Below are 15,052 nucleotides of genomic sequence, written 5' to 3' on the forward strand. Positions count from 1 at the left end.
TTATTTTTCCTACTCATTGTTATCGTCTCCCGGACTGATTATTGTTTTTCATCTGTCCGGTTAAAAAAATTGTAGCAGTCGGCTACGTTCCAATCCCATATAGCGCCCCGCCCCGGAACCGGCAATCAGCGCACAATCAAAATACCACCACTATCCCAACACCAAATCAAAATCAAAATCAAAAAAAAGACGCCAGGGGAGGGCGTCTTTTCAATTCTAGGGATTATTATATGTATTTTGTGTTATAGAGGGGAATGTAGCGAAAGGACTCTCTGTTCCTCTCATCTACAAGTAATATACTAAAGGATAATAATGAAGTATTTATTTTGTAATTATGAATTAATTGTGAAATATATTATTTATAAATATTTATAAACATTGAGCTTTTTAAATAAAACATTTATCATTTATATATAAATCAAGTAAGGAGACCATCATGACAAACAAGGAAATTGCTCAAGAACTAGGAATATCAGCGGCAGCTTTATCTTTAATTATCAATCATAAACCCGGTGTTTCCTCGAAAACTCGTTCCGAAGTAATCAATAAATTGATTGAAATGGGTTATGGCAACTTAATTAAAGCTAATTCTGCCAACGATGTGAAGAGCATTGCCTTTGTTATTTACAAGCGTCACGGACAAATTCTTGATCTCCATCCTTTTTTCCTCTTAGTGATGAATAAGATCGAAACTTATGCACGCAAACTTGGATACAGTGTTATTTTGTTTACTATTGATGAGCGTCAACCTTTAGTTGAACAAATAGGAAAGCTCAACGAATTACAGGCTAAAGGTATTATTTTAGTGGCAACTGAAATGAGCATTGCGGAGATTAAGCCATTTATGCAAGCATCAGTGCCAATAGTCACATTGGATAATGATTTTACTACTTTTCCCATTAATTCGGTCTCAATCGACAATGCCATGGGAACACGTCAAGCAATAGATTACCTTTTGGAAAAAGGCATTTCTGAGATTGGTTATCTACGAAGTTCTGTTAGGATCAGCAGTTTTCAAGAGCGTCAAGAAGGCTTTGAAAAAGCTATCCGGTCGTTCAACTTAAGTATTGCTACTGAAAATATTTATAACGTGTCTTATACAGAAGACGGTAGTTATCGCGATGTCCGTTCATTATTGAAACAAGGAGTTTCTATGCCTAAGTCACTAGTCTGTGACGATGACACGATTGCGGTTGGGGCTATTAGGGCTTTCAAAGAATTTGGATTGAGGATTCCCGAAGATATTGCAGTGATAGGATTCAATAATCGACCAAATTCGAAATTGACAGAACCGGAATTGACGACCATCGATGTTCCTAAAGATGCACTAGCTGTAGCTGCTATTGATACTTTGGTTAAAGCAATCAGTGCCGAGAGTGAAGGATCTTCACAAAACACTTTAAAATTACGAGTTGGAACAAAATTGATCAAAAGAAAATCAGTATAGTTAAAAAGAGCACCGAACTATTCGATTGGCTGCTAAAGGATGCTACAACTGAGTTGGGGCATTTCACGCAAAAAGGCTAAATACAGAGGATGTATTTAGTCTTTTTTTAATGTATAAAGCTAGTAATAACAGTAATTAGTCCAAAAACTACTCCAGGAAAATTGGCAACGATCAGTGGCCAATCCTTTTTAACACGTAACCAACCATAAAGAGTCCACATCAAACCATTAGCTGAAGCTACTAACGGCTGAACAAAGGAAACAGGATTACCATTTAAATTACTAATGATTTGAGTAATGTATGATACGTACATTAAACATGCCAGAACCGAAGCAATTTTTCCGATAGTGGCTAAATGTTTACTATCTGATGATATAGTTTTTTCTTCCATACTCACACCTACTTTGTTAATTGCTCTATTTGACTAGCCCAATGGCTTAGCAATTTATTGGCATCGACACTGGACATCTGAGGTAAGTAACGTTTGGAAATTTCTTTGGAATAACTTGGAGCGGCATCGCCGTTTAGTGCTGTTCCTAAGGCACTTAATTCTTGGACTGAAGATACAGCTACGTCTAATTGAGCTACATTACTGAGCCGTTGCATCAAATATTTATTTGATATCATTCCGCCGTCGACATTGATGGTTTTATTCATGGAAGTGAATGATTTTTGCATAAGCTTGATAATATCGGTTATTTGAAAAGCAACAGCATTTAATGCAGCACAAACAATTTCATTACGACCAGTTAAGATGGTCATGCCACTTAAATTAGCTTTTAGCGAAGGATGGTTGTATGGAGCGGCCATACCAGTAAAGGCAGGGATCAAAATCGTGGTATCGTTGGGGTTAGCGGATTGTGCCATGGAATCGGTTTCTGAAGGAGTAGTGATTAAATGTAAATTATTCTTTAACCATGTCACAATTGCACCAGAATAGTTAATATTACCTTCAAGGACGTAAGTAGTTTCACCATTTTTTCTCCAAGCAATCGATGTGTTTAATCCAACATTGGAACTGATACAGTCGGTTCCAGTATTTAAGACAATTGATGAACCAGTTCCGAAGGTTACTTTAAATTCACCAGCCTTAAGACATTGTTCAGCATAAAGGGCAGCTTGCGAATCCCCTAATATACTAGTGATAGGAACTGGTTGACTTAGTTCACCGAAGAGATCGGTCCCACCAAAAATTGCATCTGAATCGACTATTGTTGGTAAACAAGCTCGATCAATCCCAAATTGTTGAAGTAAAGTTGAATCCCAATCGCCATCATGTATGTTCATCAGCTGAGTACGACTGGCATTGCTGGGTTCCGTTTTAAATACTTTGCCATTCGTCAATTTGTATAGGACCCAACTATCCATAGTTGCTAAACATAAATCATGTTCTTCGTCAGCAAGCTTAATTGCTGGATCATTTTGTAAAAACCAAGCAAATTTAGCTGCAGTAAAGTAAGGCGATAATGCCAGACCGGTTTTGTCCTTGATCGATTTTGCAATAGGTTGATTAAGCATTTGAGAGGTGATTGTTTCTGCACGATTATCTTGCCAAACAATCGATAAATCTAGAGGCTCACCAGTTGATTTTCTCCAAGCTGCTGCTGATTCCCTTTGATTAGTTATCGTCACAGCACTGATTGTGTAGCCTTCACGGTGTTGTAATGCTGAATGGATCAATGTTTTAAGATTTCCCTCGATCTCATTTAAGTTATGGCTGATCCACCCTTTTTCATTGACGATCTGTTTGTGTCCTTGACTAACTTTATATTTGATCGATCCTTGATTGTTGATCAGGAAGACTTTGGTACTCTGGGTACTTTGGTCGATTGAAAGAGTTAATGTTTCCATCAAATCACCGTCCTTCAACTTGCTTTTTTACGGCATTGGCAATTCCATTGGCGTCCATATTGTAATACTTGAATACATCAGCTTGAGATCCAGCAATGACTGGTTCATCTGGGAATCCAATAATATTGATCTTAGTATCACCGCGAGGTGCTAATACTTCACTAACTGCAGAACCAAGACCACCAATTTTTGAGTGTTCTTCCACTGTAATAATATTGTCAACTTGATCAGCAATAACGTTGAGTGTTGCTGAATCGATCGGCTTGATGCTTACTAGGTCGATCACTTTTACATTAATATTTTGCTCATGTAGATTTTGAGCCGCTTCGAGAGTAGCGTTTAGAGTTTCACCCGCACTAATTAAAGCAGCATCATTTCCATAATCTTTTATCAAGTTAGCTTTTCCGGGGCTATCAAAAGCGGCGTCATCAGTTTGATAAACATCAGGAAGTGCAACTTTACCAATTCTGACGTAAGCAGGGTGGTCAGATGTTGCTAAGTAAGCCATTAAGGAACGGGCTTGATGCTGATCCGCAGGCATGTAAACCTGTAAATTAGGCAAAGCTCTAGTGATTGCGAGGTCCTGTAAAGAGTGGTGAGTTGCACCTAAGACACTATATGAGTTACCCCCGGAAATTCCGATCAGTTTGACATTACTATTCGAGTAAGTCACATCAACCTTGACTTGTTCAATACTTCGCATGGTCAAAAAAGCAGCTGGTGAAAAGACAAAAGGTCGCTTTCCCGAGTGAGCTAAACCAGAAGCAACAGTGACTGAGTTTTGTTCAGCAATTCCCATTTCAATAATTTGATCGGGAAATTTTTCAACAAAAGGAGCGAGTGAAGCTGATCCTCTCGAATCACTAGTGATGGCAAAAATATTTTTATCATTATTAGTTGCATTGATCAAAGACTCACACAAGACATTACCAATTTTGGCTTGATTACTCATTCTTTAACCCTCCAATCGTTAATTCTAGTTCATTAACTCCTTGATTGAATTCGTCTTCTGTTGGGACCTTGTGATGCCAGTTTGCTTTACCTTCAGCAAAACTGATACCACGTCCCTTGATAGTGTCAGCAAGAATTAGACGCGGTTTTTTAGTAGGATTTGGCGAAGATAAAGTTTCAACTAGTTCAGACATATTGTTTCCATTTATTTCCACTACATCAAAACCAAAAGCAACATACTTTTCTGCTAATGGTTCACTATTCATGACTTGAGTCGTTGGTCCGGAAATTTGTAAACGATTGTGATCAATGATGGCAGTTAAATTGTCTAAATGATAATTGCCAGCCGCCATGGCAGCTTCCCAAACTGAACCTTCAGCTTGTTCGCCATCTCCCATTAAAGTATAGACGTGGTAATCTCGATGATTGATTTTTCCAGCTAAAGCTATACCAACGCTCAGTCCTAAGCCATGTCCTAAAGAACCAGTATTCATTTCGATTCCATTTATGTGATTAGTAGGGTGTCCGATATAAGGTGAATTAAACTGCGAATACGATACTAAATCAGACTTAGGGAAGTACCCTCTGTCTGCCAAAACATTATAGAGGATCTCTACTGCATGTCCTTTTGATTGAATATAACGGTCTCGGTCTGGATCAGAAAATGTTTCAGGCGTTTGTTTTAATACTTGATGATAAAGAGCTACTAAAATGTCAGCACAAGAAAGATCTGATCCGGTATGACCTGTTTTGGCTTGATAAATCATTTTCCAAGTTGCTAACCGCATTTCAGCTGCTTTAAGTTCTAAGGATTTTGTATCCATATTTAAAACACTCCTCAATATTGGTTTTAGATAGTGGCATAAATTTTAGTAAATTGTAAATCCACCATCGACAACTAGATCTTCACCAGTGATCATATTTGATTCAGGACTTGACATGAACAAGACAGCACCGGCAATTTCATCAGTTTCAGCAAAACGACCAGCAGGGATCTTAGCAATCATGTCATCTTTAACTTTACCTTGCCATGCTTTTTCACCCATATATGTATTTACAACAGTTGGAGCGACACCATTAACGTTAATTCCGTATTCAGCCCATTCAAGAGCACAAACTTTGATCATACCGACTAGTGAAGCTTTACTCATGGTGTAAGCAACGTGTTTGTTGATAGCAATAAAATCAGCTTGTGATGTGATGCATACGATCTTGCCACCTTTACCTTGTTTGATCATTTGTTTAGCAACGGCTTGGCAAGCTCTGAACACGCCGACAGCATTAACATTGAGATGCTTTTCAATAATATCGATTGGCATGTCTGTTGCACGATGAAGTTCGACAAATCCAGGCATAGCAGCTAAAATGTTTATCTCGCCGAACGAATCAACAACAGTAGCTACCATGTCATCAACGCTTTGTTGGTTAGTAACATCTACATTGACACCCACGGTTTGAACGCCATAGTCTTTAGCGATGCTTTGAGCAACTGAGCCGACAGTATTTTTAGTATCAGCAATAGCAACATTGGCACCTTTTTTAGCGTACATACGAGCAGTTGATTCACCAATACCACCGGCACCACCAATAACAATTGCAGATTTACCACTAAGGTCAAAATCTCCGTTTACTTTTTCATACTTAATCATAATAATTTCCTCCTAAAAAATTAGTATATTTATTGAACTATTCATACAATATCACTGAATAAAAATAATGTAAAAGGTTACCAACGCTGATTTGTAGCGGATTTAGTATATATTATTTAGACAATGATTTAGTGATTTTTAGGAGAAATCGATAAAACTAAGCTGAACACTTCTAAACGCAACTAAATATCTAATCGCGTTTAGTGAAATAAAAAAATGCAAAAAAAAATAACACTCTGGGGAGGAGTGTTATTCATTAGGGGATTAATATTATGTTATAGGGGGAGAGGTAAGAGATGTATTTCTCTTATCTACAAATACTATAATACCCAGAAAAAGTGAAGTAATTATACACAAAGTGTGAATTAATTGTGAACATTAACAAATATCACCAAACAAAAAAATCACTCAGGGGAAAGTGATTTTTAAGGGGATCAATATTATGTTATAGGGGGGAAATAAGGGATGTGCTCCTCTTATTTACAAGTACTATCATAACTGATAGAAATGAACAAATTATTGGGAAAATATGAATGATTTGTGAAGTAAACGGTATCAGTGCGTTTTTAATGTAGTATGATGAAAAAAAGGGGAGATCATGATGAAAAAAATATTATTTGCTAGTGCCATCGCTTTAACATTCGGACTTTTTACTCCAGCATTAACTAGTCAGGCTGCAACTACCGCTGATCAATCGACACAACCTGATTACATAACTGAAATTACAACTAACAAAGTAAATCACGATAACTTCACAACTTCATTCAATACGATCACAGTCAAAGACACCGCCGTTCCTGTATATGAGATCGACAACGGAGCTATCAAGAAAACTGCTAGAAAAGCTTTACCAAACACAAATTGGACCTCGACCACACTAGTAAAGACAAAATCAAACGGACTATTTTACCAAGTAAGCGACAATGCTTATATTAGTGCCGATGCAGAATTTGTCATAATAGGTACAACCATGCCATTGTTCATTCAAACACAGGATTAGACGCAGAATACTCTGGAAAGGAGTGTTTTTTTTAGTTAGCGGGAAGTTTGAACTTTTAGAATAATATCACGTCCATACAAGGGGATGATGTAATGAATGATCCAGAAGAATTAAAGCAGATCGTTAAAATGTTTAAAAATGGAAGTTCATATGGCTTTAGAATTTCGAAAAAAGATCGAGAATTGTTGAATGCCGACGTGAACAATTATTTCGAAAAAATTGTCTCACCTGATGGTAAAAAAATAACTTTTAAAAAAATTGAGAAAGAACGGCCAAATGTTCTAAAGTCTGCAAAAGGATTATTTGAAAAACATTCTGATTTGATGAAAAGATTAGAGGACTCATGATTTACCTGATTGAAGGTTATCAATTAATTGGTGCATAATCGTTCTAATAGTAAAACAATTGGTTTTCCATACCCTCCAAGTTTAAATCTAGTGCCAATTGATCCAAATAAGTTACTTTTGGAAAAGAATCATAGCCAATTGTTTAGATCAAAACAGTATTTACAATTTAAACAAAAAAGAAAACCACTCTGGGGAGGAGTGGTTTTCAATAGGGGATTAATATTATATATGTTATAGGGGGGTGATAAGAGATCCATATCTCTCATCTACAACTACTATAATAACGGTAAAAATTGAAGTAATTATTCTTAAAATATGAAATAACTGTGAATATTGCATTGCTACATTTCAAGCTGCAAAAAAGACCATTCCGGGGAAAGAATGACCTTTTTTAATTCTATATGTTTAAGGGGATTAAAATATATCTATCGTTATAGGGGTGATAAGAGATCCATATCTCTCATCTACAAGTAATATGGTACCCAACTAATATGAATGAACTATATACAAACTGTGAATATTCTGTGAAACCGTATTAGAAACAAAAAATAATGTTCATCACCAAATAAAAAAAGGAGAGGTGAAAGAAATTTGCCGTCACCATGGATCCATGGTGTTGTGCGACATAATTCCTTAAACCTCTCCGATGAGAATCAATGCTCAATCTAAATATTATTGGATCTCAATATGATGCTCAGAATCTTCACTCTTTGCAACCTTAGGCAATGAGACATTGAGAACTCCATTCTCATAATTTGCTTCAATTTTATCAGAATCAACTGCAGGTAAGTGATATTGTCTTGCGAAACGGCCGCTTGAACGTTCGCTCATAATCACATCACCGTTCTTGTTATTTTGATCTGCAAAGTCATCACGGTGTCCGCTAATGGTTAAAGTATTGTTATTGTAGCTGACATCGATGTTCTTCTTGTCAAAATCGGGCATGTCAACGCGAACAGTATAGTCTTTGTCTGATTCTTTAATGTCTGTTTTTAAAGTTTGAGCTTGTGGTAAAACATCATTAAACATTGATGTAAAGCCGTTCATCCAAGGATCACTGTTCATCCAATCTCTAATATCATTACGACGATCCATAATTTCGTTTGTCATATATATCGAAGCTTCCTTTCGTTAAAAAAACTGTAGCGTCCGGAGGGTTCTTTCCCTCTTTCACTTTACAACTACATTATAGTTCCTCATTTGATAAATGCAAACAAATAGCACTCAAAAGTTTTGAGTGCCAAAAATGTTATTCTTCAGTTTTATAATAACCAGTTGGTTCAAAATGTTTTTGCAATAATCCGATGACCAAATCAGTTACGATAGCCATGAGTGCTGTTGGCAAAGCACCAGCTAGGATCAATGGTGCACCATCAGTGGCATTCGTACCACGGATGATCAAATCACCAAGTCCACCGGCACCAACGAAGGCACCGATAGCTGTGTTACCAATGGCGACGACCATAGCAGTTCTAATTCCGGACATGATAACCGACATCGCTAAAGGAAGTTTGACCATGTATAACATTTGAAAAGAAGTCATACCCATTCCTCGAGCTGAATCGATCGTATTAGGATCAACATTTTTCATACCAGTATAGGTATTTTTTAAAATAGGCAGCAACGAATATAAGAAAATCGTCACGATAACGGTGTTGACACCTAATCCTAGCCATAACATGATGATCGACAGCATCGCTAGTGAAGGGATAGTCTGGATCACGTTAGCGATACTGATGATGAAATCACCTAGATGAAAATGGTTAGCCATATAAATACCTAAGGGGATACCTACGATGGCCGCCAATAAGACTCCGTAAAAGGAAATGAGGAAATGACGACCAAATTGTTCTAATAAGTACATGCCGTTATGTGTAAAGTAAAAAACTAATTTGTTCCAAAGCGGCTGATCAGCCATTATTTATCACCTCGAAAATAATTGTGTTTGTTTAAGAACTCTTTTGCGACGTCAGCGGGCTCGCGTAAGTTATTGTCCACTTGATAATTCATATCTTGCATCGTGGAAACAGAAATCTTGCCGTCTAAGCGATGCAAAAGTGGCTTCAATTCCGGATACTTTCTGAACAAGGAATTGTTAACGACCATACTAGTATCGTACGGTGGGAAAAAGTTCTTATCGTCAGGTAGGATCTTCAGATTGTAACTCTTGATCCGACCGTCAGTTGAGTATCCTAAAACCGCAGACATCTTACCGGCAGCAACAGCTGAGTAAACTAAACCGATCTGCATAGGGTAGACTCGTTTGAATTTAAAATCATACGTTTGGGCAAAAGGTTCATAACCGTCATCCGGACGATTGACCCAAATGTTATCGGCACCAATGTTGATCTTCGAAGCGATATTTTTCATATCGCTGATCTTATTCAAATGGTACTTCTTAGCAGTTTCTTGAGTGACTAACATGTTGTAAGTATCGGCGAAACCATAAGTTGGCATCCAAGTTTGATCAAAACGCTTTTTATACAATTTAGTAACGACGCGATTAGCTTTTTGCTCGTCTTTGATGGGAGCGTGATTCAAAGTTGTGATCAATTCGTTACCAGTAAAATTAGCCGAGGCAATATCGGCATCACCATTCATCAAAGCTTGGTGGACCAATTGACCGGAGCCTAGGTTATTGACGATTTCGGTACTGTGATCAGTTTCGTGTGAGATCAATTGCATAATGATCTCAGCTAGGATCATCGATTCGGTCGTCGAAAGACTGGCGACCTTGATCGTGTCTTTTGAAGTCGAGCCTAAACCAGGCCAACCACAACCAGAGACGAATAATAGTAAAGCAATACTTATGAGGGTAAAGATCTTTTTAAGTTTCTTCATGATTACGCCTCACTTCTCTTCGTCGCTGGAGTGATCCGCTTTTCAAGTTTTCCTAGTAAATAATCAGCTAAAATAGCCAGGATCGTGACTGGGATCGTACCACCAATGATCAAACTTGGGTTGTACAAGTTTAAACCATTGAAGATGAAATCACCTAGACCGCCGGCACCGATGTATGATGCTAAAGTTGACCAGGAAATAACATAAATAGTAGAAAGACGCACACCTGACATGATGATCGGCATAGCCATTGGGATCTCGACTTTTAAGATCGATTGCATCGTTGTCATACCCATACCTTTGGCAGCGTCGACTAAATTTCGATTGACCTTAGCCATACCAATGTAGGTGTTTCGTAAAATTGGTAATAATGAATAAATGAATAAAGCTACGATCGAAGGTAGTTTCCCGATACCAAAAATCGGGATCATTAAGGCCAATAAGGCCAGCGACGGGATCGTCTGTAACATACTAGTGATCGACATGACGTACTTGGCAGTTTTGGGGAAACATGTCAAAAGTACGCCTAATGGAATTGCCACGATGACACCTAGAAGAATGGCAAAACCAGCGATATAGATCTGTTCCCAAGTTTTAATGATGAGTTCCGATCCATGCTGATTGAGAAAGTCGATCATGACTTTTCACTTCCTTCAGTAATTGAAGCTGGTAAGTTAGCATCCTCAGGATTTTCCAACTCATCTTTACCCCAAATAGCGTCAAAAACGACGTTGACTAATGAAGCACGGGTAACGATACCGATCAGTGTATTGTCGGAATCGATCACCGGAACGTATTTATAACCTTGTTTCAAAATACGTTCAGAAGTATCTCTTAAATAAGAGTCAGCTTTAACTTTGATCATATTGTTAGCATAAATATCAGAAACTGAAAGATCTTTGGCATAATGATCATTGATCGTTTCGAGGTCAATGTAACCTTTGAGTTTCTTACTATCATCAGTGACTAATAGTGAGTCGACGTGGTGTCGACTCATTTCCCATATAGCTTCGGAAAGCGATTTGCCCAATGTAATATGAGCAGGATTCTTCGACATGATGTCGCCAACAGACAGGGTATCTTGTTGAGCCTGGAGCAAGCGCTCTTCACCTAAAAGATTCTTTACGAAGTTGTTGCCAGGGTGCTGCAAGATATTGTCTGGCGTATCATCTTGAATGATCTTCCCACTGTCTAAAATGACGATATGAGTAGCCAATTTTAATGCTTCATCCATATCGTGGGTAACGAAGACGATCGTCTTTCCCAGAGTTTCTTGTAAATGTTTAACGAGATCTTGAAGATTATCACGAGTGATCGGATCGAGAGCTCCAAACGGTTCATCCATCAAGATAATATCTTGATCGGCAGCTAGAGCACGAACGACACCGATTCTTTGTTGCTGACCACCAGAAAGCTCAGCTGGAAACATATCCAGGTAACTTTCAGGAAGTTCAGCCAGTTTGATCAATTCACGTGCTTTTTGGTCCATCTTTTCTTGCGACCATTTTAGTAATTTTGGTACGAGGGTGATGTTATCCTTGATAGTCATATGTGGCATCAACCCATTGTTCTGGATAACGTACCCGATAGTACGACGCAGTTTAACGGGGTCATACTTCTTGATGTTCTTGCCCTTAAAGATAATAGTTCCTTTAGTGGGTTCCAACATCCGATTAATCATACGCATAGTAGTAGTCTTACCTGAACCAGACGTACCAATAAAGCAGACGAATTCTCCCTCCTTGATCGTGATGTTGACATCAGAGACAGCAGCGCGACCACGATAAATCTTTGCTACATCCTTAAAAGAGACGATTTCTTTAGCAGTAGCCATAAAACCTCCTATAAATATATTATCGTTTGTTATGATACAATTATGTGGAGATTAATTCAAAAGAGGCACAGTTATATTATGAATAAAATCATAGTTAAACGTATATATGACAAGGAATTGCCAGCAGGATATAGAATTTTGATTGATCGGGTCTGGCCCCGCGGAATGTCGAAAGTACGGGCTCAATTGGACCTTTGGGCGAAGGAAATTGCCCCAACACCAGAGCTTAGAAAGTGGTTTTCACACGACTCTGAAAAATTTCCAAAATTTAAAGAAAAATATTTAGAAGAAATAAATACAAACGATTACACAGCCGAATTTGTCCAAACGATCAAGGATGCATTGAAAGAGCAAGATGTTCTACTATTATATGGTTCCAAGGAACAGAAATATAACAACGCTAATGTTCTGATCGATTTTTTAAACGAACAAATAAAAGCTTAGCAATGACAAAATAATGTAAATGTTATGTTTTTTCAATTGAATTACCAATTTTTCGCTATTATAATATTAGTATTAAGCAACAAGTTGGGAAGACATATATGGAAGAATTTGATATTGAGGCACTATTGTCTAGCAATGAAAAAACATTGATCCGCCTTCTTGAAGATTATGCAACAACCAACCATATTGTGATGTACGTCGTTGACAATTCTGGGGATCTACGATCCGAGATTTTTGGTAACGTCAATCGCGAAGGGATGTTTGCACAGCTCACGGAGTTAAAGAATATGAATGAGATTGCTAACAACCATGTTGATTACAAGTTAGCTTATTCAGATTCTTCACTAAGGATCGCTTCGATCGGCCAAATCATCGGCAGAGTATGTTGCGTAAGTCCACTTTCGCAAGCCCCGAGTAATGGAACAGGTTTGTTGACGCAACAATTACGAGAACACAGTGACTTTTTAAAGCGATTGATCGAAAGCATGAGTCGCATTCTGATCGACAACCACGGAATAGGCTCCTTCATGATCAAGTACCCAGTGGAAGTCGATGACATCATTGACGAGCTAAATGACGACGATAACAAAGCCTTACAACAACTAAAGAAACTATCAACGTTAAATGAGGCAATCATCTCAGCCATCGAATACATCGATGAAAACTTAGATAAGCACTTAACGCTGGACCAAGTATCAAGCAAAGTATTTTTGTCCGACTACTACTTCAGCAAATTATTCAAACGCGAAACCAAGCTAAGCTTCTCCGTGTATTTAAATGCGCGTAAAATCCAAAAGGCCATGATCATTTTAAAACAAACTAGTCATAGCATCAGTGAAGTATCAGATGAATTAGGCTTCACCCGTATCAGTTACTTCAGTCAGACATTCAAAAAGTACACCGGCTACACGCCATCTGATTTTAGAAATGGTGAGTATTTGGAAATATAGCAATTTTGTGAGATCTAGCTAGAAATAGCTAGATTTTTTTGTAGAGCGCTGATTGCCGATTCTGCGGGAGGGTTCCGGGAATTGTGCTGTGGAACGGTGTGGACGTCGATTTGAGATCCTCGAAGAAGTGAACTTCGACGATCTCAAATACGAGTCTTCCACTAAGCTCCTTCGTCTCCAAGTGGGATTTCACACCTGACAACGGATTTCTTCCACCTTTCCGCAGAACCTAGGTTGAAGGGCTAATATATAAAAAAGGCAATGCAACTGGAATTCCAGCGCATTGCCTTTTGTCGTTTGTATTGTAAATTTTTTCAAATGTTAATTTGAATTGTTTGCTTTCTTCTTCTCGTTAAAGTGGTGCACGATCAATGTAACAATGATTGCTCCGATGAGAACGAAGACGAATAGAATATTTGGTATATGGATATCGATAGCCGGGATAGATAGGAACAGTTTAACGGCAATGAAAAGAATCAGGAAGTAAGCCATATCTTGCAGCTCAGGAATCTTCTTCATAAAGCGCATAATCACTTGAGCAATACCTCTCATAGCAAGAATCCCGATAATACCCCCAATTAAAACAATCACCGGATTTTCAGAAATAGCCAAAGCAGCTAAAACAGAATCAATCGAGAACACAATATCCATCAATTCGATAGAAATAACCACTTGCCAGAAAAGCGAAATCTTAATATACTTCTTCCAACCTTTTTCCTTAGGTTTAGAACTAGGAATCTCAGGATTTTGAGACTTCTTCTTTTCAAAGAAGAAAAACTTAACAGCTAGATAAAACAAGTAAATAGCCCCAAAAGCCTTGATCCACCAGAAATTGATCAAGTAAACGCCGAGTCCGATAACGATAAAACGGAAAATATAAGCTCCAACTAACCCATAAAAAAGAGATTTCTCCTGCTCTTTCTTAGTAGGCAAAGTCTGAGTTTGTGCTGCTAATACTACGGCATTATCAACCGACAAAATACACTCCATAACAACCAGTGACAAAATCAAAAGCCAATCACTACCAGAAGTAATAACCGTCTTCCAGTTGTTAAGATCAAAGAATGGTGCGTACATATTAATCAGTACATTCAATTAAAAATATTCCTCATTTCATATTATTGTGTCTAGAATTATACAGAGTCTTAAAGAAATAATCCAAACAAATCGACCAAATATTATTATTTAGTTAAGAAAAGCAGAATATGAAAAAATATCAATAATTTCAGAAAATATAGACACCAAGCTAAAAAGATAAACAAGTAGATAAAAAAATAGTAAGGACAAAAATGAAGCGAGAGTGTGAGAGAAACGAACACGCAAGTAAGAAGCGAAAGCAATAAAACAAAAAGGATATTGACTCTTGTCTAACTAATAAAACAAAGAAAAACCAAAACAGCAATGTACAAAAAACACAAAAATGAGCGGAGCTTTAGTCCAGCGAACCGAGAAAAGGGTCAGTAATCTAAACAGAGTATACATCCTAACAAGAAAATGAAGCTCCTACTCCCCACCAGAATAGATAAAGCCTGAGATAGACATGTGAGAAATAGGGCAGGACAATTAGCCAATTTAATCACAAAAAGTCGGTAAAACTAAAAAAAGAGAGTGATATCAATAACTATCTAGGTGGAGGGGCGGGGTGCTATATGGGTTCAGTAGATCGAGTAGGAGGTAGCTAGGCTACCGACCTCTCACACCACCGTACGTACGGTTCCGTATACGGCGGTTCATTAAC

Annotated in this window: 16 protein-coding genes; 5 read left to right on the top strand and 11 right to left on the bottom strand. The window is 37.9% G+C overall.

The annotated features are described in order from the left end of the window. Positions 1-436 precede the first annotated feature (436 nt). Complete coding sequence (locus EKM78_RS11010; RefSeq protein WP_125772221.1) at positions 437-1,447, top strand: LacI family DNA-binding transcriptional regulator; 1,011 nt, start codon at positions 437-439, stop codon at positions 1,445-1,447. Between the two features lie 106 nt (positions 1,448-1,553). Here EKM78_RS11010 and EKM78_RS11015 read toward each other — a convergent pair whose 3' ends face one another. Genes EKM78_RS11015 through EKM78_RS11035 form a run of 5 tightly spaced genes read right to left on the bottom strand, consistent with a single transcriptional unit; the run spans position 1,554 to position 5,898 of the window. Beyond that, on the bottom strand, positions 1,554-1,838 hold the full coding sequence (locus EKM78_RS11015; RefSeq protein WP_125772222.1) for a SemiSWEET family transporter: 285 nt from the start codon (positions 1,836-1,838) through the stop codon (positions 1,554-1,556). A gap of 8 nt (positions 1,839-1,846) precedes the next feature. Further along, the gene (locus tag EKM78_RS11020; protein ID WP_245995068.1) at positions 1,847-3,316 is read right to left on the bottom strand and encodes an FGGY-family carbohydrate kinase; all 1,470 of its coding nucleotides are present in this window, start codon (positions 3,314-3,316) and stop codon (positions 1,847-1,849) included. After that, positions 3,303-4,250, bottom strand: a complete 948-nt coding sequence (locus EKM78_RS11025) for a transketolase family protein (protein ID WP_125772225.1) — start codon at positions 4,248-4,250, stop codon at positions 3,303-3,305. The genes EKM78_RS11020 and EKM78_RS11025 overlap by 14 nt, the downstream gene beginning before the upstream one ends. Then, entirely contained in the window at positions 4,243-5,073 is an 831-nt protein-coding gene (locus tag EKM78_RS11030) for a transketolase (protein ID WP_125772227.1), read from the bottom strand. Before EKM78_RS11030 ends, EKM78_RS11025 begins: the two co-directional genes overlap by 8 nt. A gap of 45 nt (positions 5,074-5,118) precedes the next feature. After that, a complete protein-coding gene (locus tag EKM78_RS11035; RefSeq protein WP_125772229.1) occupies positions 5,119-5,898 on the bottom strand; it encodes an SDR family oxidoreductase in 780 nt (259 codons plus the stop codon). Between the two features lie 601 nt (positions 5,899-6,499). Here EKM78_RS11035 and EKM78_RS11040 point away from each other — a divergent pair. Then, positions 6,500-6,898 (top strand): hypothetical protein, encoded by a 399-nt coding sequence (locus EKM78_RS11040; protein WP_125772231.1) that lies wholly within the window; start codon positions 6,500-6,502, stop codon positions 6,896-6,898. Between the two features lie 92 nt (positions 6,899-6,990). After that, positions 6,991-7,245: an AbrB family transcriptional regulator gene (locus EKM78_RS11045; protein WP_125772233.1), complete on the top strand. Its 255-nt coding sequence runs from the start codon at positions 6,991-6,993 to the stop codon at positions 7,243-7,245. 672 nt (positions 7,246-7,917) lie between these two features. On the opposite strand, the gene EKM78_RS11050 is transcribed toward EKM78_RS11045, so the two are convergent. The 5 genes from EKM78_RS11050 to EKM78_RS11070 all read right to left on the bottom strand — a co-directional run bounded on the left by EKM78_RS11050 (position 7,918) and on the right by EKM78_RS11070 (position 11,920). Then, complete coding sequence (locus EKM78_RS11050) at positions 7,918-8,355, bottom strand: Hsp20/alpha crystallin family protein (protein WP_164507320.1); 438 nt, start codon at positions 8,353-8,355, stop codon at positions 7,918-7,920. A 139-nt stretch (positions 8,356-8,494) separates the two neighbouring features. Beyond that, positions 8,495-9,163 (bottom strand): ABC transporter permease, encoded by a 669-nt coding sequence (locus EKM78_RS11055; RefSeq protein WP_125772237.1) that lies wholly within the window; start codon positions 9,161-9,163, stop codon positions 8,495-8,497. Then, entirely contained in the window at positions 9,163-10,086 is a 924-nt protein-coding gene (locus EKM78_RS11060) for an osmoprotectant ABC transporter substrate-binding protein (RefSeq protein ID WP_125772239.1), read from the bottom strand. The genes EKM78_RS11055 and EKM78_RS11060 overlap by 1 nt, the downstream gene beginning before the upstream one ends. 2 nt (positions 10,087-10,088) lie before the next feature. Continuing rightward, complete coding sequence (locus tag EKM78_RS11065; protein WP_125772241.1) at positions 10,089-10,724, bottom strand: ABC transporter permease; 636 nt, start codon at positions 10,722-10,724, stop codon at positions 10,089-10,091. Then, on the bottom strand, positions 10,721-11,920 hold the full coding sequence (locus tag EKM78_RS11070; RefSeq protein ID WP_125772243.1) for a betaine/proline/choline family ABC transporter ATP-binding protein: 1,200 nt from the start codon (positions 11,918-11,920) through the stop codon (positions 10,721-10,723). The genes EKM78_RS11065 and EKM78_RS11070 overlap by 4 nt, the downstream gene beginning before the upstream one ends. Positions 11,921-11,998: 78 nt before the next feature. Here EKM78_RS11070 and EKM78_RS11075 point away from each other — a divergent pair, with 78 nt between their 5' ends. Both EKM78_RS11075 and EKM78_RS11080 read left to right on the top strand, forming a co-directional pair. Next, positions 11,999-12,364 (top strand): DUF488 domain-containing protein, encoded by a 366-nt coding sequence (locus EKM78_RS11075; RefSeq protein WP_125772245.1) that lies wholly within the window; start codon positions 11,999-12,001, stop codon positions 12,362-12,364. Between the two features lie 98 nt (positions 12,365-12,462). Further along, positions 12,463-13,314 carry a helix-turn-helix domain-containing protein gene (locus tag EKM78_RS11080; RefSeq protein ID WP_125772247.1) on the top strand — a complete coding sequence of 284 codons (852 nt, stop codon included), beginning with the start codon at positions 12,463-12,465 and terminating at the stop codon, positions 13,312-13,314. 321 nt (positions 13,315-13,635) lie between these two features. On the opposite strand, the gene EKM78_RS11085 is transcribed toward EKM78_RS11080, so the two are convergent. Next, a complete protein-coding gene (locus EKM78_RS11085; RefSeq protein ID WP_125772249.1) occupies positions 13,636-14,409 on the bottom strand; it encodes a TerC family protein in 774 nt (257 codons plus the stop codon). Between the last annotated feature and the right edge of the window lie 643 nt (positions 14,410-15,052).

Source organism: Companilactobacillus furfuricola (assembly GCF_003946325.1).
Taxonomy (GTDB): Bacteria; Bacillota; Bacilli; order Lactobacillales; family Lactobacillaceae; genus Companilactobacillus; species Companilactobacillus furfuricola.

What these genes read in the sequence shown, in the direction of transcription:
- EKM78_RS11010 (WP_125772221.1), top strand. Translation starts at nt 437, where the DNA reads ATGACAAACAAGGAAATTGCTCAAGAACTAGGAATATCAGCGGCAGCT.
- EKM78_RS11015 (WP_125772222.1), bottom strand. Translation starts at nt 1,838, where the DNA reads ATGGAAGAAAAAACTATATCATCAGATAGTAAACATTTAGCCACTATC.
- EKM78_RS11025 (WP_125772225.1), bottom strand. Translation starts at nt 4,250, where the DNA reads ATGAGTAATCAAGCCAAAATTGGTAATGTCTTGTGTGAGTCTTTGATC.
- EKM78_RS11030 (WP_125772227.1), bottom strand. Translation starts at nt 5,073, where the DNA reads ATGGATACAAAATCCTTAGAACTTAAAGCAGCTGAAATGCGGTTAGCA.
- EKM78_RS11035 (WP_125772229.1), bottom strand. Translation starts at nt 5,898, where the DNA reads ATGATTAAGTATGAAAAAGTAAACGGAGATTTTGACCTTAGTGGTAAA.
- EKM78_RS11040 (WP_125772231.1), top strand. Translation starts at nt 6,500, where the DNA reads ATGAAAAAAATATTATTTGCTAGTGCCATCGCTTTAACATTCGGACTT.
- EKM78_RS11045 (WP_125772233.1), top strand. Translation starts at nt 6,991, where the DNA reads ATGAATGATCCAGAAGAATTAAAGCAGATCGTTAAAATGTTTAAAAAT.
- EKM78_RS11050 (WP_164507320.1), bottom strand. Translation starts at nt 8,355, where the DNA reads ATGACAAACGAAATTATGGATCGTCGTAATGATATTAGAGATTGGATG.
- EKM78_RS11055 (WP_125772237.1), bottom strand. Translation starts at nt 9,163, where the DNA reads ATGGCTGATCAGCCGCTTTGGAACAAATTAGTTTTTTACTTTACACAT.
- EKM78_RS11060 (WP_125772239.1), bottom strand. Translation starts at nt 10,086, where the DNA reads ATGAAGAAACTTAAAAAGATCTTTACCCTCATAAGTATTGCTTTACTA.
- EKM78_RS11065 (WP_125772241.1), bottom strand. Translation starts at nt 10,724, where the DNA reads ATGATCGACTTTCTCAATCAGCATGGATCGGAACTCATCATTAAAACT.
- EKM78_RS11070 (WP_125772243.1), bottom strand. Translation starts at nt 11,920, where the DNA reads ATGGCTACTGCTAAAGAAATCGTCTCTTTTAAGGATGTAGCAAAGATT.
- EKM78_RS11075 (WP_125772245.1), top strand. Translation starts at nt 11,999, where the DNA reads ATGAATAAAATCATAGTTAAACGTATATATGACAAGGAATTGCCAGCA.
- EKM78_RS11080 (WP_125772247.1), top strand. Translation starts at nt 12,463, where the DNA reads ATGGAAGAATTTGATATTGAGGCACTATTGTCTAGCAATGAAAAAACA.